Origin of the sequence: Pantoea sp. EKM21T (genome assembly GCF_011800405.1) — a bacterium.
GTDB classification, from domain to species: Bacteria; Pseudomonadota; Gammaproteobacteria; order Enterobacterales; family Enterobacteriaceae; genus Pantoea; species Pantoea agglomerans.
This window is the reverse complement of sequence record NZ_JAALFV010000004.1, coordinates 479,644-500,160: the sequence shown is the minus strand read 5'-3', so window position 1 is coordinate 500,160 and position 20,517 is coordinate 479,644. Positions and strand designations below refer to the sequence as shown.

16 protein-coding genes are annotated in these 20,517 nt (G+C 46.4%); 15 read left to right on the top strand and 1 reads right to left on the bottom strand.

What is annotated here, in order from left to right:
• Nucleotides 1-6 precede the first annotated feature (6 nt).
• From HFD87_RS11270 to gndA, 15 genes are all read left to right on the top strand, one after another.
• Nucleotides 7-1,041, top strand: coding sequence for a glycosyltransferase (locus HFD87_RS11270; protein ID WP_010670977.1), 1,035 nt, complete (start codon nt 7-9; stop codon nt 1,039-1,041).
• 82 nt (nt 1,042-1,123) lie between these two features.
• Entirely contained in the window at nt 1,124-3,340 is a 2,217-nt protein-coding gene (locus tag HFD87_RS11265) for a phage tailspike protein (protein WP_167423436.1), read from the top strand.
• A gap of 159 nt (nt 3,341-3,499) precedes the next feature.
• Entirely contained in the window at nt 3,500-4,762 is a 1,263-nt protein-coding gene (wcaK, locus tag HFD87_RS11260; protein WP_010248124.1) for a colanic acid biosynthesis pyruvyl transferase WcaK, read from the top strand.
• Between the two features lie 4 nt (nt 4,763-4,766).
• Entirely contained in the window at nt 4,767-5,990 is a 1,224-nt protein-coding gene (locus tag HFD87_RS11255; protein ID WP_010248122.1) for a glycosyltransferase, read from the top strand.
• Complete coding sequence (locus HFD87_RS11250; RefSeq protein WP_010248120.1) at nt 5,987-7,327, top strand: lipopolysaccharide biosynthesis protein; 1,341 nt, start codon at nt 5,987-5,989, stop codon at nt 7,325-7,327. Before HFD87_RS11255 ends, HFD87_RS11250 begins: the two co-directional genes overlap by 4 nt.
• A gap of 278 nt (nt 7,328-7,605) precedes the next feature.
• Nucleotides 7,606-8,508: a UTP--glucose-1-phosphate uridylyltransferase GalF gene (galF, locus tag HFD87_RS11245; RefSeq protein WP_010248118.1), complete on the top strand. Its 903-nt coding sequence runs from the start codon at nt 7,606-7,608 to the stop codon at nt 8,506-8,508.
• A 42-nt stretch (nt 8,509-8,550) separates the two neighbouring features.
• A complete protein-coding gene (gene galE / locus HFD87_RS11240; protein ID WP_010670976.1) occupies nt 8,551-9,564 on the top strand; it encodes a UDP-glucose 4-epimerase GalE in 1,014 nt (337 codons plus the stop codon).
• A 304-nt stretch (nt 9,565-9,868) separates the two neighbouring features.
• Entirely contained in the window at nt 9,869-10,636 is a 768-nt protein-coding gene (locus tag HFD87_RS11235) for an ABC transporter permease (protein ID WP_089414004.1), read from the top strand.
• Nucleotides 10,636-11,373: an ABC transporter ATP-binding protein gene (locus tag HFD87_RS11230; protein WP_089414005.1), complete on the top strand. Its 738-nt coding sequence runs from the start codon at nt 10,636-10,638 to the stop codon at nt 11,371-11,373. Before HFD87_RS11235 ends, HFD87_RS11230 begins: the two co-directional genes overlap by 1 nt.
• Nucleotides 11,374-11,384: 11 nt before the next feature.
• Entirely contained in the window at nt 11,385-13,289 is a 1,905-nt protein-coding gene (locus HFD87_RS11225) for a DUF4422 domain-containing protein (protein WP_167423435.1), read from the top strand.
• Between the two features lie 3 nt (nt 13,290-13,292).
• Complete coding sequence (glf, locus tag HFD87_RS11220; protein ID WP_089414007.1) at nt 13,293-14,444, top strand: UDP-galactopyranose mutase; 1,152 nt, start codon at nt 13,293-13,295, stop codon at nt 14,442-14,444.
• The gene (locus HFD87_RS11215) at nt 14,441-15,343 is read left to right on the top strand and encodes a glycosyltransferase (protein WP_167423434.1); all 903 of its coding nucleotides are present in this window, start codon (nt 14,441-14,443) and stop codon (nt 15,341-15,343) included. The genes glf and HFD87_RS11215 overlap by 4 nt, the downstream gene beginning before the upstream one ends.
• Nucleotides 15,343-16,467, top strand: coding sequence for a glycosyltransferase family 4 protein (locus tag HFD87_RS11210; protein WP_167423433.1), 1,125 nt, complete (start codon nt 15,343-15,345; stop codon nt 16,465-16,467). The genes HFD87_RS11215 and HFD87_RS11210 overlap by 1 nt, the downstream gene beginning before the upstream one ends.
• Nucleotides 16,454-17,698: a hypothetical protein gene (locus HFD87_RS11205; RefSeq protein ID WP_089414010.1), complete on the top strand. Its 1,245-nt coding sequence runs from the start codon at nt 16,454-16,456 to the stop codon at nt 17,696-17,698. Before HFD87_RS11210 ends, HFD87_RS11205 begins: the two co-directional genes overlap by 14 nt.
• Before the next feature lie 155 nt (nt 17,699-17,853).
• The gene (gene gndA / locus HFD87_RS11200; protein WP_010248093.1) at nt 17,854-19,263 is read left to right on the top strand and encodes an NADP-dependent phosphogluconate dehydrogenase; all 1,410 of its coding nucleotides are present in this window, start codon (nt 17,854-17,856) and stop codon (nt 19,261-19,263) included.
• A gap of 79 nt (nt 19,264-19,342) precedes the next feature.
• On the opposite strand, the gene HFD87_RS11195 is transcribed toward gndA, so the two are convergent.
• Complete coding sequence (locus tag HFD87_RS11195; RefSeq protein ID WP_167423432.1) at nt 19,343-20,413, bottom strand: acyltransferase; 1,071 nt, start codon at nt 20,411-20,413, stop codon at nt 19,343-19,345.
• Nucleotides 20,414-20,517 lie beyond the last annotated feature (104 nt).

The window sequence follows — 20,517 nt, the reverse complement described above, 5'->3', positions numbered from 1 at the left end:
CGTTTCATGAAAAAAATTGTCCTGGTGATCAAAGATGCTTATTCGTATGCGGGCACCGAGAACATCTGTAACTTCATGTCAGAGTGTCTTGGCGAGACCCATGAAGTCACCATCTACTCGCTGGAAGGCAGTGGAAAAACCTTTTACCCGTTTGAGCACGTCAAACAGATCGTCAGCTTTGAAGGGCAGAGCAATCCGATCAAAAGCGCGGTTGCCCGGATTCACGAAGAGGGTTTCGATACCGTCTTCCTGATCAGCATGGGCCGCCTGAGCGTGATGTTCGCTTTCTGGAATCTGCTGGCGATGAAGAAGAAGCGGGGCAAAGCCTACGCCTGCGAACACATCGCCATTAACTCCTTCAGCAAACCGATTAAGTTCCTCAAGTTTCTGCTGCTGCGCTACTACGACCGCGTGATTGTTCTGACCGACAAAGATCATCAGGTGTTCAGCCGCTGGCGCATTCCCAGCAAGCAAATCCCCAACCCGGTGGTTTACAAAGACTATCAGCGCCAGACCCGTCATCGCCAGGCGCTGGCCGTAGGCCGTCTGGATAACCAGAAGGGCTTTGACCTGATGCTGGATATCTGGCGCGACTTCGCCCGCAGCCATCCTGACTGGACGCTGGTGATTGCCGGTGACGGTGAACTGCGTCAGCAACTGCATGACCAGGCGGCGGTGCTGGGCATCACCGACAGCGTGAAGTTTGTCGGTAAGGTCAGCAATATCAACGACTACTATCGCGACAGCGATATGGCGCTGATGACCTCGCGCTATGAAGGATTGCCACTGGTGCTGCTGGAAGCAAAATCCTGGTCACTGCCGGTAGTGGCATATGACTGCCCGACCGGTCCACAGGAGATCATCAATCACGGTGAAGATGGTTTCCTGGTTCCGATGAACGACAAAGCCACGTTTCTGGCCCGAATGGAGCAGCTCGCCAGCGATGACGCGCTGTTCTATGCCATGAGCGAAAAAACGAAACAGACCGCGCTGAAATTCGACGGTAATCAGATTAAGCAAAGCTGGCTGTCATTGGTTTAACCGGAGCTGGAAAAGCTCACTTGCGACGTGCCTCAGGGACACCGCCATGGCCAATGGCCTTATTGACTACGGGAATTGATGCATGAAAAGAAGAGAAGTTTTACAGACCGCCGCCTCCGCTCTGGTGGGGGCTCTCTCCGTGAGCACCTTTTCCAGCTACGCTGCAAAAAGTAACGGTATCGCCCTGAAGCCGGTCGATGCCACTGACGTGCCTAAAGGCGACGTGCCAATTCTGACCCCGGAAAATGTCTACGCCATGCCGCCGCAGTTCTGGCAGGGTTTTGAAGGCAAACTCTGGATTGGTAAAGCAGGTGCAGATGCCAGCAAACCGGGCAATCAGATCCCGGTCTTCCTGCGTGATGCCAGCGGCAAAGTGTCGGAGATTGCTCAGCCTATCGCGCTGAACAAAGGCAACTTTGCCCAGTTTATTCAGGACAATGCTGCGCTGATTGCCAATCCGTCGCATTCGATGGCAGTCGAGGACAGCAGCGGTCAGACGCTGTTCAACATCGCGGATGTCAGCCGTCCGGGCGCTGCAGATTTCAGCCAGCGTCTGGCGCAGCCAGCGGGTTATCAGCTTATTGGTGAGATCCCGTCCGTAGCAGAGTTACGCAAAACCCGTCCGCTGTTTGAAGGGGCCAAGGTTAAGCTGAAAAGCTGGCATGAAGGACGGGAAGTCGGCGGCGGCGAGTTTGTCGGCAGCTTCCAGCCCGCTCAGAATGATGGCGGCGTAAACTTTGCCGGTGAGGGCTTTTCCTGGCGTCGCGTGGTAGACGATTTTAACCGCCTGACCCTGTTTGATTTCGGTGCGATTGCCGATGGCAAAACCGATACGGCACCCGCCATTATGGCGATGTTCCAGTGGTCACAGCAGGCTAACCAGCAGATCTGTGTCCAGTTCCCGGCCGGTACCTTCATGGTCTCAGCCTGTAACCTTGGCGATAAGTATCTCAACTTCTTCCGCATGTCCGGTGCGATGGTAAACTTCGGCTACTTCCCGGCGACCACGATTGTCTCGGATGGTAAGTCAGAGTTCGTCTTTGAGATGAATGCACGTCGGGTTGAGCTTTCCAACCTGAACTTTAACGGCAACAGCGATAAAAGCCCCAACAAGCAGGGCTTTTTCCATAACAACTGCCCTGGCGGACAATATTTCCGTGGTGCCTGCCTGCGCTTTAACGCAGTCGGCGGCACCGCCATCAGCCTGCAGGATACTCTGGATTGTAAAATCGACCAGTGGTACGCCTCACGCTGTAGCGGCGATGTGATCAAATCGGGCTGGTCAGGTCAGAAGCAGGGCAAATGGGACCACAGCACCGCGATTGAGCTGTCGAACTTTAATGCGCAGTACTGTCGTGGTGGCAAAGTCCTCAACCTGCCGCGCTGCGGCCAGTCGATTATCCATAACGGCTGGATTGAGCACTGTGATAACCCGGGTGATCTCTCCAACGGTCAGTGGATTGTCGATGCGCTGAGCCTGGAGGATTGTAAGAATCCGCTGATCGCGCATAACACGCGCCTGAATATGCGCCAGACCAGCCTCCAGTCGGGCAGCTGGATCGACAACTCCATGCAGGGCGACCGTCTGCTCAGCGTCTGGGAGATGGGATCGACCCGCGTGGAGTCCTATGGCGTCGCGCTGGATGGCAGCCTGAAGTACAACTACATCACCTCGCGCTGGCGTTTAGAGAACAACACGAATCAGGAAACCTGGTTTGATCTCGGCAGCCTCTACTCCCCGACCGTGGGTGATTCGTGGGAGATCGAAATTTTTGGTCAGTCGCAGTTCAGCAACGGCAGTGGCGATAAGCCGCTGATGGACCTGATCGGTGACAAGACCACCGGTGGCCGCGCGATGATCCACGTACAGCGCAAAAAAGATCGCTCTGAAGCGAGCTGGTCGGCCGAAGGCAGCAGCCCGATTGTCGATGTGCGCTATGTGGCTGAGCATGACACCGATGTCCGCATCTTCGTCAAACTGGCGGGCTGGACGCCGTCGGTGGCCGTGCTGGTGAAAACCACCGGTAAAGATCGCTTTGTCACCGGTCGCTGTGCGCGCGTTAACGCGAAGATGGAGAAGGGCAATCCTCCGGCGGGCGACGCGACTAAACGCGCGCCGCAGCGCTTCAGCCTGCACAACGGCAAAGCGGGCGTGGGCGCTAATGAGCAGGGCGACCTGCTGATGGCTTCCCGTCCGCTCTCCGCCGATCAGGTCGATACCAGCAAGCCAGAAGGTTTTGTTTCCGTCGTGATCAACGGCAAACAGGTCGCACTGCCTTACTTCGCCATTAAGTCGTAACACCTTGCATCACGGCCGCCACAACGGAGGCGGCCGGTTTTAACAGGAGCACTACCTTTGGGTGCGTTATCCCGTAAAGCATTACTTTAAACAGAGTTCATTTTGCCCATTGCGGATCTGGGCGGCTTACAGAATTAAAAAAATTCATTCGGAGTTGTTATGAAAATTTTATTGGTGGGTAACCATACGTGTGGAAATCGCGGGGATGGCGCGATTCTTCGTGGACTGATTGATTCAATGAAGTCTGCACGCAGTGATTTAGAAATTGATGTTATAAGCCGTTATCCAACCAGCTCCGGTTATCTGCTTCAGCAGGATATTAAGCAGGATGCGCTGTATCTGCACAACAGCAAATCAGGCAAAGGTCTGGTCGGTTCGTTCAAGCGTAAAGTCGCGAACCGCCTGATGCCTGATATCATGATGGCGCATCTGGGCAAGGGCGGGATCTTTAAGTCGTTCGCTGTACCGCCGCACCTGAAGGCGTTTACTGACAGTCTGGCAAAATATGATGCGATTATTCAGGTTGGCGGATCGTTCTTCGTTGACCTCTATGGCGTGACCCAGTTTGACCATGCCCTCTGTGCACTGATGGCGAAAAAGCCGATCTACCTGATCGGTCACTCGGTGGGTCCGTTCCAGAACCCGCGCGTCAATGCGCTGGCAAACTTTGTCTTTGATCGGGTCGACAGCCTGGTGCTGCGTGAATCGGTCAGCCTTGACCTGATGAAACGTGATGGCGTGACCAGCTCTAAAGTCGCGTCTGGCGTTGATACCGCTTTCCTGGTGCGGGCACGCGAAGTCGAAAATCCGAGCCATAACCTGCTCTACTGGCAGGGCATTATCGATGGCCGTAAAACCATCGCGATCACCGTGCGTGAACTGGCACCGTTTGATAAACGTCTGGGTGTGACGCAGAAAGAGTATGAAGCGGCATTTGGCCGGGTGATCAATGCCATGATTGCTGAAGGCTATCAGGTTGTGGCGTTCTCAACCTGTACCGGCATCGACAGCTATGCCAAAGATGACCGCATGGTTGCACTGACCCTGCGTGACCACGTGACGCAGCCTGAACATTACCATGTCATTATGGATGAGTTTAATGACCTGGAACTGGGCATCCTGCTGAATCATTGTCATCTGACCATTGGTACCCGCCTGCACTCGGCGATTATCTCCATGAACTTTGGCACCCCGGCTGTGGCGATCAACTACGAGCACAAGTCGATGGGTGTGATGAACCAGCTTGGTCTGCCGCAGATGGCAACCGATGTGAAAAGCCTGATGGATGGCTCGCTAATCGACAAGGTGAAAACTGTGCTTGCCGATTACGACAACATCAAGCTTAAGGTCGACACGGCCGTTGCGAATGAAAGGGAAATTGGCAACCGGATCACTGAAGAGATTCTCAAAGTATTAGGGTAATGTGATGAAACTGACTTTTTTCACCATGCGTTTCCCGGTTGCCTCTGAGACATTCGTATTAAATCAGGTAACCCACTTTATTGATGCCGGTTACGAGGTGGAGATTATTTCAGTCTTTCCCGGCGATTTAGTGAACCGGCATGCCGCTTTTGATGAGTATGGTCTGGCGGCGAAGACGCATTATCTGCTGCCGGAAGAGAAGATCTCGATTGTCGATAAGCTGAACCAGCGCATCAAGCTGGTGCTGCCAAAAGTGACGAAGCCGTCGCTGCTGCGTTCGCTGAATGTGCGCCGTTATGGCGCACAGTCCAGCAAACTGCTGCTGCCGTCGATTGTGGCGAATGCAAAGCAGACCTTCACCGCAGATGTGTTCCTGGTGCATTTCGGCTATGCCGGTGCGCTGGCGAACAAGCTGCGTGAGCTGGGCGTGCTCAAGGGTAAACAGGCGACCGTGTTTCACGGCGCCGATATTTCCCGTCGTCACATTCTGGAAGAGCACAAACTCGACTATGTGAATCTGTTCCGCCAGAGTGAGCTGATGCTGCCTATCAGCAATCTGTGGAAGAACAAGCTGATTGAGATGGGCTGCCCGCCGGAAAAAATTCACGTTACGCGTATGGGCATTGAGCCGGAGAAGTTTAACTTCCAGCCGCGCCAGGCGTTTCAGACGCCGCTGCGTATCGTTTCGGTGGCTCGTCTGACCGAGAAGAAAGGGCTGGATGTGGCGGTCAAAGCCAGCGCCATCCTGAAGCAACGTGGCGGTCAGTTTCAGTACACCATTATCGGTAACGGCGATCAGGATGAGATGATGCGTGATTTCATCGCCCGCGAGGGGATGGAAGATTGCGTCAGCATGCCGGGCTTTAAACCGCAGGAGGAGATCCGTCGCGCGCTGAGTGAGGCTGACATCTTCCTGCTGCCCTCCAAAACCGCCGCAGATGGCGATATGGAAGGTATTCCGGTTGCACTGATGGAGGCGATGGCGGTCGGCCTGCCGGTGGTCTCAACCTTCCACAGCGGCATTCCGGAGCTGATCGAAAACAACGTATCTGGCTGGCTGGTGGAAGAGGACGATCCTGAGGCGCTGGCGGAGACGCTGCTGAAGCTCTCTCAGGGTGAAGTGGATGTGGCGCCCGTGGTCGCGGCCGCCCGTCACAAAGTTGAGACTGAATTTAATCAGCATATCGCCTACGGCGAACTGGCACAGATTCTGGAGCGACTGGTGTGAGTGGATTTAAGTCACAGGCGATTTGGCTGTTCGGCAGCACCTGCTTCTCGGCAGTGCTGCAGGTTGCACAGCTAAGCTTTCTCGCCCGCAAACTGGAAACCCACGAGCTGGGTCTGTTAGCCATCATCAACGCCATCTTGGCGGTGGCGGGTGTGCTGCAGGATATGGGGATGAGCAGTTATCTGGTGCATCGCCAGAACATTACCCGTCGTGAGCAGAGCACCATCTACTGGGTGAACGTCTCACTCAGCTTGTGTACTGGCCTGATCATGCTGCTGATCGCCTTCCCGGTCTCCTGGTTCTATCATCTGCCGGAGCTGGTGGGTCTGATCATGCTGACCAGCCTGAACTTCCTTGTGCTGGGGCATCTGTCGCAGTATCAGGCGCACTACATCAAAACCAAGCGGATGGTTTCGCTGGCGAAGATTGAGATGGGCACCAAGCTGTTTGCCTTCCTCTGTGTGGTGGCGATGCTGGAGTTCACCTCGCTCACCGTAGCGGCGGCGATTCTCGGTCTGTTCATCAACGCCTTTACCCGCATCCTCTGCATGATTGCGCTGGGTGAGAAGTCGTGGCGTCCGACCTGGGAGTTCGATAAAGCGACTTTTATTGGCGCGATTCGCTACGGCAGTTATCAGCTCGGCTCGCAGACCATTAACCAGCTGCGAACCCAGGCCGATGCGCTGGTGGTCGGTAAAGTGATGGGCGCAGAGATGCTGGGCGTCTACTCGCTGGCGAAAGAGCTGGTGCTGCAACCGCTGAAGCTGGTGACGCCGGTGATTAACCGTCTGGCACTGCCGCGCTTTGCAGAGAAGCAGCACGATGCCGAGCAGCTGAAGAAGCTGTTCCTCAAAGGCACGCTGGGGATTATGCTGTTCAGCAGCGCGATGTACCTGGTGATTGGCATCTTCTCGCCGGTTATCGTTCGTGTGCTCTACGGCGCATCCCACGAGCAGGTCTATCATCTGATTCCGCTGATGCTGCTGTTTGGTATGCTGCGGCCGATGGGCGGACTGACCGGAGCGATTTCCCAGGCCAACGGACGGACCAACGTTGAGTTCTACTGGAACATCGTGGCGAGTATTGTGGTTCTGGCGGTGCTGGCAACCACCTTTATCTGGCCGAACGTGCTCTATGTGGCGCTGACGCTTTCCATCTCGCAGATTCTGATCTCGGCACTGGCTCATCCGTTCTTTATTAAGCCGGTGATTGGCATTCGGTTTATCCCTTATGCCCGGCAATGGGTGGCGGTGTCGGTGGTATTTGTCGGCATAATGCTGCTGGTCAATCACTTTAATCTGTTTGTGATGCCAGAGTGGTTTGAAGGCTGGTTGTAATCACAATTGCGTTATATCAACGGGCGGCCTCAGGGTCGCCCGTTTTCATTTATGGCTGGTCTCAGCCGCGCGGCGACCCGGGGTGGGAATAACAGAGGCGATATTCGATTACTGATTGTCTTTATTCAGTTTATGCCGTTGCTGGCAATGGGCAAAATGCCGAATTTCCAAGTTATGACAGAGAGTTACTGTCCGATTTTCAGATAAAGATTATACTTGCTCTTCCGGCCGATCCTGCATAATCGACCCACATCTTCATTTTATTAAACGGAATAAATATGACCAAGCTTAAAGCAGTAATCCCGGTTGCGGGCCTCGGTATGCATATGCTCCCTGCGACTAAAGCCATTCCGAAAGAGATGCTGCCTGTCGTCGACAAACCGATGATCCAGTACATCATTGACGAGTGTGTTGCCGCGGGTATTAAAGAGATTGTGCTGGTCACGCATGCATCGAAAAATGCCGTAGAAAACCACTTTGACACTACCTATGAGCTCGAAGCGCTGCTTGAAGCGCGCGTGAAGCGTCAACTGCTGAGCGAAGTGCAGTCTATCTGCCCGCCAGGCGTAACCATCATGAACGTGCGCCAGGCGCAGCCGCTGGGTCTGGGCCACTCGATTCTCTGTGCCCGTCCGATGATCGGTGATAATCCGTTTGTGGTCGTGCTGCCAGACGTCCTGCTGGATGACTCCACCGCTGACCACATGCGTTACAATCTCGCAGCAATGGTTGCCCGTTTTGAAGAGACCGGCCACAGCCAGGTCCTGGCACAGCATATGCCCGCGTCCAATCTCACTGAGTACTCGGTAATCACCACTGCAGAGCCGATTGATCACCCTGGCGACATCAGCACCATTACCGATTTCGTTGAGAAGCCTGAAGATACCGCCGGACTGAACTCTGACCTGGCTGCGGTAGGCCGCTATGTCCTCTCTGCTGATATCTGGGCCGAACTGGAGCGCACTGAGCCAGGCGCGTGGGGCCGTATCCAGCTGACCGATGCCATCGCCAGCCTGAGCAAACATAAAACCGTTGATGTTTCGCTGCTGACCGGTCACAGTTTTGACTGCGGTCGTAAGCTCGGTTACATGCAGGCGTTTGTCTCTTACGGCCTGCGCAGCAACGCGCAGGGTCGCGATTTCCGCGAAGCTATCCAGACCATCCTCGCAAAACAACAGTAATTTATTTGTCGCGCCCTGCGCGGCAGATTGAAAGGAGCTCACATGGCAATTTTAGTCACGGGCGGAGCAGGATATATCGGCTCCCATACGGTACTGGCGCTGTTGCAGCGCGGTGATGATGTTGTGGTTCTGGATAACCTCTGCAATGCCTCACGCGAAGCGATTAACCGCGTTGAGAAACTGGCAGGCAAAAAAGCGACCTTCGTTGAAGGCGATATCCGTGATCGCGCCTGTCTGCGTGACCTGTTTGCATCCAACAGCATTTCAGCCGTAATCCACTTCGCTGCGCTTAAAGCAGTCGGTGAATCTACGCGTATGCCGCTGGAGTACTACGAGAACAACGTCGCGGGCACCGTGGTGCTGCTGGAAGAGATGCGTGATGCCGGCGTCTGGAACTTCATCTTCAGTTCATCAGCAACCGTTTATGGCGCAGATGCCCCGGTTCCTTACGTTGAGACCACGCCGATTGGCGGCACCACCAGTCCATACGGCACCTCTAAGCTGATGACCGAATTCGTGATGCGCGACTTCGCCAAAGCGGAGCCGAAGTTCAAGGCGATTGCGCTGCGTTACTTCAATCCGGTTGGCGCGCATGAGTCAGGCGAAATCGGTGAAGATCCGGCGGGCATCCCAAACAACCTGCTGCCGTACATTGCACAGGTCGCGATTGGCCGTCTGGAGAAGCTGGGCGTGTTTGGCGGTGATTACGATACGCCAGACGGTACCTGTCTGCGTGACTACATCCATGTCGTTGACCTGGCGGAAGGGCATCTGAAAGCACTGGATTATCTGAGCAAAGTTGAGGGCTACACCGCCTTTAACCTGGGCGGCGGCAAAGGCTTCTCGGTGCTGGAGATGATCAAAGCGTTTGAGAAGGCGTCCGGCAAGGCGATCCCGTTTGAGATCAAGCCACGTCGCGATGGCGACCTGCCTGCGTTCTGGGCCGATGCGTCACTGGCAAACACCACGCTCGACTGGCGCGTGACGCGCGGCATCGATGAGATGATGCGCGATACGTGGAACTGGCAGAGCAAGAACCCGGATGGGTTCAGGTAGTTGAAAAAATAGTTAAAAAAGCCTGTCTCTGGACAGGCTTTTTTGCGTTATGAATCAAAGAAATCTACAGACTTTGAACTACACCAGGATAATGATAATATCGCAGGTTTAATATCCTTAATTGTCTACTAAAGAGGATGATTGTCTGTAAGTAATCAGCACCTCTGCAATGTAACGACAGAATTCTAAAATTTGGCTTGGTATGTAGTCTTGTGGTAGCTGTTAAGCCAGGGGCGGTAGCGTGGTTTATGCACCTGTCGAACATAAATTAATCATTTTAAAAGTTGAAAACAGAGCGTAATTTATGAAGTATAGTCTAGGTTATCTCATTGATTTGGTGACAGTTATCACTGAGAAAGAGCTTAAGGTTAGATATAAAAGTAGTTTTTTAGGTTATTTATGGTCCATAGCAAACCCCCTTCTTTTTGCGATGATTTACTACTTTATCTTCAAACTGATCATGCGGGTTCAAATTCCCAATTACACAATTTTCATCATTACCGGATTATTCCCATGGCAATGGTTCGCAAGCACAACATCGAATTCTCTTTTTTCATTTATTGCTAATGCACAGATAATAAAAAAGACGGTGTTTCCCAGATCGGTTATTCCGTTCAGTAATGTCATGATGGAGTGTTTACACTTTTTGTGTACTATTCCAGTAATTATAGTTTTCTTATATATTTATGACATGACGCCGCATTGGAACTGGATATATGGAATACCATTGATTGGTATAGGTCAGTTGTTATTTTCATATGGAATAGCACTTTTCCTCTCAACGCTTAACCTGTTTTTCAGAGATTTAGAAAGGTTTGTTACATTAGGGATCATGTTGCTTTTCTACTGTACTCCAATACTGTACGCAGGAGACATGATACCAGCGAATTACCAGTGGTTAGTTGAATATAATCCTTTGGCGGATATGGTATTGAGCTGGCGGGAATTGTTTATGAACGGTAATGTTGATTATGAAAAAATCCTTTCTCTGTATGGGATGGGAATAATCACTGTTATTGTTGGTTCCTGGGTATTTAATAAATTAAAATTTCGGTTTGCAGAGATCTTATAATGGAAGTTGCAATAGAGTTCACATCCGTTACAAAGCGTTATCCTTTATATCATCACATTGGCTCCGGAATAAAAGAGCTGATTTTCAATCCCAGGCGCGCGTTGACACTACTCTCTGGCAGAAGTTATCTGGCAATTGAAGATATCTCCTTTACTGTCAAGAAAGGCGAGTCTGTAGCACTGATTGGTCGGAATGGTGCGGGAAAGAGTACTTCGCTTGGACTGGTTGCTGGAGTCATTAAACCTACTACAGGCACAGTTAAGACCAATGGCAGAGTTGCCTCTATGCTGGAATTAGGAGGGGGGTTTCATCCGGAACTTACTGGCCGGGAAAATATTCGCCTGAACGCCACTCTCCTGGGATTGCGACGTAAACAACTCAATGAGCGAATAGATAAAATAATAGAGTTTTCCGAATTAGGTGAATTTATTGATGAACCTATTCGTGTTTATTCAAGTGGAATGCTGGCCAAGTTAGGTTTTTCGGTCATCACGCAGGTAGACCCTGATATTCTCATTATTGATGAGGTTTTAGCAGTTGGGGACTATGCATTTCAAAAGAAATGTATCGAAACCATAAATAAATTTAAAGATAAAGGCGTCACGATTTTATTTGTCAGCCATAATCTTGGCGACATCGAGAAAATTTGTGACCGCGTCATCTGGATTGAAAACCACCGATTAAAAGCGAGTGGTAGTGCCGAAAATATATTACAACAATATCGTTCTTCAATGTAAGGAAACATCGAATGATTACTCATCAAGATAAAGTTAAACTCTATACAAGTCATCATAAACCGAGCGCTTTCCTCTCGTCACCGGTTATTAAACCTATCCATGTTGGCAAAGCCAATAACTATAATGATATTTGTTGTGAAGGTGATGATTCCGGTTACAACATTTCAATCAAAAATCCATTTTATTGTGAGCTGACTGCACAATATTGGGTATGGAAGAATGATGTTTCTTCTGAATATATAGGATTTATGCATTACAGGCGTCATCTTAATTTTTCAGAAAAACAAGATTATCCAGAAGATGTCTGGGGCGTAGTGAATGATGAAATTATCTCTGAAGAGTACGAAGAAAAATTTGGCTTGAATGAAGAGTCAATTATCCGGGCGATTGCTGATAATGATATTTTATTACCTAAAAAATGGAGTGTCAGGCAGGCAGGCAGTAAAAATAACTATGAGCATTACAAGATTTCACCACACCTGCATATTGAGGACTATCAATCAGCCATAGATAGTCTGTTATATCTCTATCCAGAATATGCAGCGGCAGTAAAAGCGTTTAATAGTGCGCATGACGGTTATTATACTAATATGTTTGTCATGAAGTCCGGGCTTTTTAAAGAATATTCAGAATGGTTATTTAGCATATTCGATGATCTTGAAGTTAATTTTTCAATGAAAAATTATAACGCGCAAGAGAAGCGAGTGATCGGGCACATTTCAGAGCGCCTTTTCAATATATTTCTAATCCATAAAGAGAAAGTTTCCGGGCTAACGAAAAAGGAATTGCAAAGGACTTTTGTCAAAACTGAAACTTTCAATGGAAAGCTAAAGCCAGCTTTCACAGAAAACAACATACCCATTGTTATTTGCTTCGATGACAATTATTCTTTAAGCGGTGGCGCACTTATTAATTCTATTATTAAAAATAGTAATTCGAGCGACAATTATGATATCGTCATATTAGAGAATGGTGTTTCAGTCAGAAATAAATCCCGATTTTATTCTTTGCTGAAAGGAAGAAAGAATTTTTCGTTACGTTTCTTCGATGTGAATGCATTTAGTGAAATGAAAAGCGTCTATACGCGCGCTCATTTTAGTGCTGCAACCTATGCAAGACTTTTCATACCATCTCTTTTCTACAACTTCGAAAAAGTGCTGTTTATAGATGCTGACACGATAGTTGAAAGCGACGTCGCGGAACTTGTTCATACGGAGCTTGGGGAAAACTTAATCGCTGCTGTCAGAGACATTGTGATGGAAGGGTTCGTAAAATTTGGGGCTATTGCACACATAGATGAACCTAAAGACCTGACTGCGAATCAGTATCTCGAACAAGTGTTAGGAATGAAGGAAACGCACAATTATTTTCAGGCTGGTATTATTCTTTTTAACATTAATCAAATGAGAAAAGAGAATACGTCTGCAAGTCTGATGGAAACAATGAAAGCGCGCAGATATTGGTTCCTCGATCAGGATATTATGAATAAAGTATTCTACGGCCGTGTCCACTACCTTCCAGGGCAATGGAATGTCTATCATGGTAACGGAAATACAGATGATTTCTTCCCCAATTTGAAGTTTGAAACGTATATGGGTTTTTTGAAGTCACGTAAAAATCCTAAAATGATTCACTTTGCTGGGGAAAATAAACCATGGGATGCACCTCATGTTGATTTCTTCGATAACTTTATGTCCTACATTCATGAGACACCCTGGCAGAAAGAGGTCTATGACCGCTTAAATAAAACAGGTGTGGCAATGCCCTCTGTGATAGTTCATCAGCAGGTTTTACTTCAGACCAGGATAAAAAGAAAAATCATGCCTTATTTCAATAAGTTTGCCCCGGTTGGAAGTAAGCGCAGGCAAATGATTGCTCGTAACTATTACAAAATTCGTCGCGTGATTTTAGGTTAACTTATGAAAAAGAATATTCTAATTGTGGGTGCTGGCTTTTCGGGTGCAGTTATTGGCCGCGAACTGGCAGAAGATGGGCACAATGTTCGTATTATCGATGCACGTAATCATATAGCAGGCAACTGTTACAGTGAAAGAGATGTCAACACTGGTGTAATGGTGCATACCTATGGACCCCATATTTTTCACACTGACAATGAAAAAGTATGGAACTATATTAATGCCCATTGCGAAATGATGCCTTATATTAACCGTGTCAAAGCAACGGTTAATGGGAGTGTTTACTCACTGCCTATTAATCTGCATACAATCAATCAATTTTTTGGCAAAACATGTAACCCAGCTGAAGCCAAAGAGCTCATTGAGTCGAAAGGCGATAAATCTATCCTTGATCCTCAAACTTTTGAAGAGCAAGCTCTACGCTTTGTAGGAAAAGAGTTATATGAAGCTTTCTTTAAAGGCTATACAATAAAACAATGGGGAATGGAACCTAAAGAGTTACCCGCCTCCATCTTGAAAAGGCTGCCAGTAAGATTTAACTATGATGATAATTATTTCAATCATAAGTTTCAGGGTATGCCAAAGGAGGGTTATACACCTATTGTTGAGTCGATCCTGCAGCACAAAAATATCAAAGTTGAATTGAACACCTTCTTTAATAGAAGTGAAAAAGAAAACTATGATCATGTGTTTTATAGTGGTCCGCTGGACGGTTATTTTGATTTTACATCAGGCCGTCTGGGTTATAGGACTCTGGATTTTAAACGTTTTGATGCCGAAGGTGATTATCAAGGCTGTGCAGTGATGAACTACGGCGAAGTCGACGTTCCTTATACGCGAATCACGGAGCACAAATATTTTGCTCCCTGGGAGTCTCACGATAAGTCTGTATGTTATAAAGAATTCAGCCGGTCTTGTACCGATAAAGATATCCCTTATTATCCAATTCGCCAGATGGGAGAAATGCAACTTCTGAATCAATATCTGGATGAAGCGGAAAAAGAGGAAAATATTACTTTTATTGGTCGTCTTGGTACTTATCGTTATCTGGACATGGATGTTACTATAAAAGAAGCTTTAGAAGTAGTTGATAAATTCCGTGACGCTCTGAATAATAATCAGAAAATGCCTGTTTTCTCGGTTAATCCCAGATGAAAATTGCCGCTTTAATCGTCACCTATAATCGTATTGAAAAGCTTAAAAAGTGTTGGGCCGCTGTAGAGTCTTTACCTTTTCATGAAATAGTTATAGTGGATAATGCGTCAACTGATGGCACCTTTGATTGGTTAATGAACTTAAGTGATCCTCGAATAAAAGTAATTTCCAGTGAAGTGAATGATGGCGGAGCTGGAGGTTTTTTTAGAGGTTCTCAATGGATAGCATTAAACAGCACCCCAGATTGGGTGCTGTTTTTCGATGATGATGCTTATCCGGATTTGCTGTTGCTTGAAATCTTTATGGCAAGTGACAAGCGAAATGCTCAGGCCATTGCTACCAGAGTATTAGATAGTCATGGTAAACGCTGCAAAATGAATATCCCTTGGATGAAAATTCCCAATTCTTTTGGTGAATTATTAGAATATCCACGGAAAAGTCATAAGTTTGAAGCCATTGAGTCGAATGTGACAGAAATTGAGGCATTTTCTTTTGTTGGGGTTTTTGTTGCTTTTAATACACTCAAAGAGTCATATAAATTTATTAACAAAGATCTTTTCATCTACTTTGATGATGTTTTTTATTCGTGGAAGTTAAAGGTTTCTGGATGTAAGTTGCTTTATAATCCAGACCTTGTTTTTTACCATGATGTTGTTGAATCCAGCACTGCCATGATGCCATGGAAAATATATTATTTATCCAGAAACTTAATATCTTCACGTTATCTTTTTCCTGAAAATAAACCATTTAGTCTCCTCTCTATTTTCTTACGGCTAATTAAATATTATTTAATGGTTTTGAAGTCCCAAAATAAGTTCAAGTATCTAACGTCCTTGACTAAGGGTATCGTTGATGGATGTTTATTCAAAGTCAATGGTGTTAAAAATGGCAGGCAGTAATGAAAAAACTTTGTTTTTATATCAACTCTGATTGGTATTTCAATTTACACTGGAAAGAGCGGGCCCTTGCAGCAAAAGAGAATGGATATGAAGTTCATGTCGTCTGTAATTTCGAGAATCAAAAAATCTTTAATGATTTTGAAAAGTCAGGCCTTATACCCCACAACTCCAGGATGTCTGAACAATCTCTGAACCCATTTGTAATCATCAGAGACTTCTTCAAATCACTTCATATTATCAGGAAAATTAATCCTGATATTTTACATTGCATCACCATTAAGTCGTGTATTATCGGCGGCTTCTATGCGAAAGTTTTTCATAAAAAGCTTGTTTTAAGTTTCGTTGGACTGGGGCGTGTGTTTTCCTCGAAGTCTGCTAAATACGAATTCATAAAATTTAATGTATCAGCTTTTTACCGTTGGATTAGTAAAAAACACGATGTTTTTTTTATATTCGAGCATGAATTAGATCGCGAGAAAATCATCTCAATTACGGGTATTGATTCGCAAAAGACCATGGTGATCGATGGTGCGGGAATCGATACTGAACAGTTTAAGTATACGCCTGATCCAGATAATTCTCTTCCTGTTGTATTATTTGCCAGTCGCCTTATCTGGAGTAAAGGTCTGTCCGATTTAATCGAAGCCAGGAAGATTCTGGAGAAAAAAGGCGTATTTTTTATATTAAAAGTAGCAGGTATTAGCGTTAAGAATGATCCGGACTCTATTCCTGATAGCGTTATAAAAAAATGGTCAGATGCAAATGATATTGTCTGGCTTGGTCAACGCGATGATATGAAGACACTAATCGAAGAGTCTAATATTGTTGCATTACCTTCAGTATATGCCGAGGGTGTGCCCAGGATTTTGATTGAAGCAGCGGCCGTCGGTCGTCCTTCAATTGCCTATAACACTGGCGGATGCAGTAGTATTATTGTTAATGATGTTACGGGTTTTATAATTAATAAAAATCTGGAAGATCTTGTTTGCAAACTTGAAATGTTGATTAAAAGTAAGGAAATGAGGTTGGATTTTGGTATCAATGCTCGAGCTTGGGTGATGTCGCGTTTTTGCTTAACATTTGTAATAGAAAAAACATTGGGAGTATACAATGAACTTGAGTGACAAAGTCGAGAGATCAATGCCTTCAAAAATAGTTGTAGAGGTTCCTGTCTCCTGGACGAAAAACCCAGTCGATGGTCACAAGCATAAGTCCTTTATTACTAATCTCATTCTATCTTTGACTGAAAGAAAAATCCCACTTTACTTTAGAGAAGTTCCGTTCGGAGCAGATGAGGCGCCCAGGAAACCAGAAAAAGGAACATTAGTTTTTTCATATCATTCATGGGGTGATGAAAAAAATATTGTGAGGATGAAAGAAGCTGCTGTCACGCCGTTATTTTCAATGGATTTCACAGGCTATTCCGGTTGGTCAGATATTTCGCTAAACTTTGATAAATACAAATCAAAAATTGAGAGTTTAGATGAAAAGGATGTTGAAAAAACTCTAAATGACTGGAAGTTGAAGTTTATCGAAAAAAATGAATCAAAATACCCTCAGTCTGATGAAGAATTGCCAGAAATTACTCAGGGTTTCGTTTTCTATCCGATGCAGGTTCAAAATGATCCCGTCGCTATTCACAGTGAGTATGATGGTATCAGATTACTTCTGGAAGCTGCCGAGCTTGCCAAAGAAAATAAAGTTTATTTATTTGTCAAACGGCATCCTTTCTGTCAGTCTTTTGCCGTTGAAGAAACTATTACTTTGTTAACTCAAAACAATCCTTGGGTGGTTAGAACTAATAGTAATATTCACACTTTAATTAGGAAGTCTAACTCAGTTATTACAGTGAATTCTGGAGTCGGAATTGAAGCATTAATTGATGGAGCTTCTGTTTTTTGTGCAGGTAAGTGTGAATGGCAGCATTGTTGTAACATCGTTAAGGATAAAAACGATCTTAAGAAAGCGTTCTTACATTACCCTGATAAAATGAATGCCTTTCAGAAAAAAACACTGGCCTTCCTTTTAACAGATTATTGGATCGATCCATCGTCTCCTTCAAATTATGATGATGCTATCGATAATGCGTTAGCAAACTTTGATCCTGGGTATGGTGATGTAGATTCTCATATAAATCACTCAGATGTATTATTACCGATCATACTGGATCTTCACGGGCGCCTCGAATACGAGCAGCGCAAGGCAAAGCAATCTACTCTCGATGCTTATGCAGCAATAGATTTGTACGAAAACCTTAAGAATGAAAAGGAAAGCATAGCATCAGAACTTCAACAATACATTGAACGTGTAAGAATCTGTGAAGAAGAGTTAGAACAGTTACGCAATAGAAAATAAGCGTCATTTCGAGCTTTTGACAATGACATCTTCTAATTTTTTTGTCTGTTAGTGCTTGATTTTATAAGCCGATTTAATTTTTAAATGACATCATGTATCATCAAAAGTGCTTTTTTTGAATGATTATTAGTATCAAACTCAGACAGGAGTAAATAATGTCCAAGCAACAGATCGGCGTTGTAGGTATGGCAGTGATGGGCCGTAATTTGGCTCTTAACATTGAGAGCCGCGGTTACACTGTTTCTATCTTTAACCGTTCACGCGAAAAGACTGATGAAGTCATCGCCGAGAACCAGGGCAAGAAACTTGCTCCTTTTTACACCGTTGAAGAGTTTGTCGAATCGCTGGAAAAACCTCGTCGTATCCTGCTGATGGTTCAGGCGGGTGAAGCGACCGATAAGACAATCGCCTCCCTGACCCCACACCTGGATAAAGGCGACATTCTGATCGATGGCGGTAACACCTTCTATAAAGATACTATCCGTCGTAACAAAGAGCTTTCTGACCAGGGCTTCAACTTCATCGGTACTGGTGTTTCCGGTGGTGAAGAGGGCGCACTGAAAGGACCCTCTATCATGCCTGGCGGTCAGAAAGAAGCCTACGAGCTGGTTGCTCCTATTCTGGATAAAATTGCTGCACGCGCAGAAGATGGCGAAGCCTGTGTGGCTTACATCGGTCCGGACGGCGCGGGCCACTACGTGAAGATGGTTCACAACGGCATCGAGTATGGCGACATGCAGCTGATCGCAGAAGCCTACGCTCTGCTGAAAGGCGCGCTGGGTCTGAACAACGAAGAGCTGGCTGAGACCTTCACTGAGTGGAACAACGGCGAACTGAGCAGCTACCTGATCGACATCACCAAAGATATCTTCACCAAGAAAGACGAAGAAGGTAAATACCTGGTTGATGTGATTCTGGATGAAGCAGCGAACAAGGGCACCGGTAAATGGACCAGCCAGAGCTCACTGGATCTCGGCGAACCTCTGTCACTGATCACTGAATCTGTGTTCGCTCGTTACCTCTCCTCGCTGAAAACCCAGCGTGTGGCAGCCTCTAAAGTACTGAGCGGTCCACAGGCGAAGGCCTTCACCGGTGACAAAGCGGAGTTCATCGAGAAAGTTCGTCGCGCTCTGTATCTGGGTAAAATCGTTTCTTATGCTCAGGGCTTCTCACAGCTGCGTGCCGCATCAGAAGAGAACAACTGGGATCTGCACTACGGTGAAATCGCGAAGATCTTCCGCGCTGGTTGTATCATCCGTGCCCAGTTCCTGCAGAAGATTACTGATGCATACGCAGAAGATGCAGGCATCGCTAACCTGTTGCTGGCACCGTACTTCAAAGATATCGCCGATCAGTATCAGCAGGCATTGCGTGATGTGGTTTCCTACGCGATTCAGAACGGTATCCCGACGCCAACCTTCTCTGCGGCGATCGCTTACTACGACAGCTACCGTTCAGAAGTGCTCCCTGCTAACCTGATTCAGGCGCAGCGTGACTACTTCGGCGCGCATACCTATAAGCGTATTGATAAAGACGGTGTGTTCCACACCGAGTGGTTAGACTAACTAAAATTGTAAAGGCCTCTTCGGAGGCCTTTATTTTTTGTACTCTTTAAAGTAAGTTATTTCAGACAACGCTCAGAAATTACAAAACATTAGGACTATGATGTTTATTAATTGAGTTATCAGAGGTTTTCTTAAGTCTCTTATATATCGGCAATTCAAAACGGTTGTATACGAAGTGTGAAATGGAAATTAACACCGTTATGAAAATGAGAGTTTGAATTGCTGTATTGCTCTTCCTGAAGAAGTTGGCCTGGTCAAGAAGCAACATCAAAGGCGTATGTAGTAAATATATCGAAAAACTGATATTGCCGAAGTATACCATAGCCTTGTTAGATGCCAGGGTATTCCAGAAACTGGAATAATTTATCAGTGTAAAGAATATATAACAGAAAGAAACGATTACCAGCCCGTCATAAGCATGGATAGTGTCTTTTGAATAAATGAAGAATCCAGACATAGCGACGGCGACTGTCTGGAAAACCGTGGTCAGGAAACCAGCATTGTTTTTAGAAGAAGTATAATTCGATAAGTTTGATATCAATACTCCCAGTGAGATGCCTGCGATACATTTAAGTATGCCCGATGAGAATAAAAACAAATGAACATCTGTTGCTGCTTCAAGATTATGATGTCTTGCATAAACAAGAATATAACAAATAACGGCAATGACTATCAGCGTGAAATTATTTTTGATTCTTATTAATAAAGGGAATGCTAAAATAGATGCATATAGCTCTACTGATATTGACCAACTCGGGTCATTCCAGTTCCAGGATGACGCAAAACCTAAGCCATGTATTAAAAGCATATTATACAGAGCGGTAAGGCCTGGATTTTCGAAAGGGAAGCTATCGAAGAATTTACTATAAATCAGATAAGTAATTACAAAAGTCAGGATATGCAAAGGGTAAAGTCGCTCTAAGCGATGTAATGAATACTTAAAAAACTCTCTGCTGGAACTCAATAATTTTTCTTTATAGATGTAAGAAAGTACTATACCAGACAGTATGAAAAAACCGTCTACAGATATGTAGGAATGAGAAAAATTGACATTGCCCCATCCCATCCTGCTACCGATCCAGTGCCCCGCAACCACTGTCCAGCATAGTAACCCTCTGCAACCATCAAGCTCCAATAGCCTTTGCTTCATATATCCTCAAATCTACTGCGTAAAAGGTAAGGAAATTGTAAGGCTTTTTAATTTAATTTGTTACAATAAGCAAGCACTAAGAGCTTTTTTGTTAAAATCTCTTA

Coding starts and splice junctions, on each gene's coding strand:
- HFD87_RS11270 (WP_010670977.1), top strand. CDS start 7: ATGAAAAAAATTGTCCTGGTGATCAAAGATGCTTATTCGTATGCGGGC.
- HFD87_RS11215 (WP_167423434.1), top strand. CDS start 14,441: ATGAAAATTGCCGCTTTAATCGTCACCTATAATCGTATTGAAAAGCTT.
- HFD87_RS11225 (WP_167423435.1), top strand. CDS start 11,385: ATGATTACTCATCAAGATAAAGTTAAACTCTATACAAGTCATCATAAA.
- HFD87_RS11210 (WP_167423433.1), top strand. CDS start 15,343: ATGAAAAAACTTTGTTTTTATATCAACTCTGATTGGTATTTCAATTTA.
- HFD87_RS11205 (WP_089414010.1), top strand. CDS start 16,454: ATGAACTTGAGTGACAAAGTCGAGAGATCAATGCCTTCAAAAATAGTT.
- HFD87_RS11230 (WP_089414005.1), top strand. CDS start 10,636: ATGGAAGTTGCAATAGAGTTCACATCCGTTACAAAGCGTTATCCTTTA.
- HFD87_RS11265 (WP_167423436.1), top strand. CDS start 1,124: ATGAAAAGAAGAGAAGTTTTACAGACCGCCGCCTCCGCTCTGGTGGGG.
- galF (WP_010248118.1), top strand. CDS start 7,606: ATGACCAAGCTTAAAGCAGTAATCCCGGTTGCGGGCCTCGGTATGCAT.
- wcaK (WP_010248124.1), top strand. CDS start 3,500: ATGAAAATTTTATTGGTGGGTAACCATACGTGTGGAAATCGCGGGGAT.
- galE (WP_010670976.1), top strand. CDS start 8,551: ATGGCAATTTTAGTCACGGGCGGAGCAGGATATATCGGCTCCCATACG.
- HFD87_RS11195 (WP_167423432.1), bottom strand. CDS start 20,413: ATGAAGCAAAGGCTATTGGAGCTTGATGGTTGCAGAGGGTTACTATGC.
- HFD87_RS11235 (WP_089414004.1), top strand. CDS start 9,869: ATGAAGTATAGTCTAGGTTATCTCATTGATTTGGTGACAGTTATCACT.
- HFD87_RS11255 (WP_010248122.1), top strand. CDS start 4,767: ATGAAACTGACTTTTTTCACCATGCGTTTCCCGGTTGCCTCTGAGACA.
- gndA (WP_010248093.1), top strand. CDS start 17,854: ATGTCCAAGCAACAGATCGGCGTTGTAGGTATGGCAGTGATGGGCCGT.
- glf (WP_089414007.1), top strand. CDS start 13,293: ATGAAAAAGAATATTCTAATTGTGGGTGCTGGCTTTTCGGGTGCAGTT.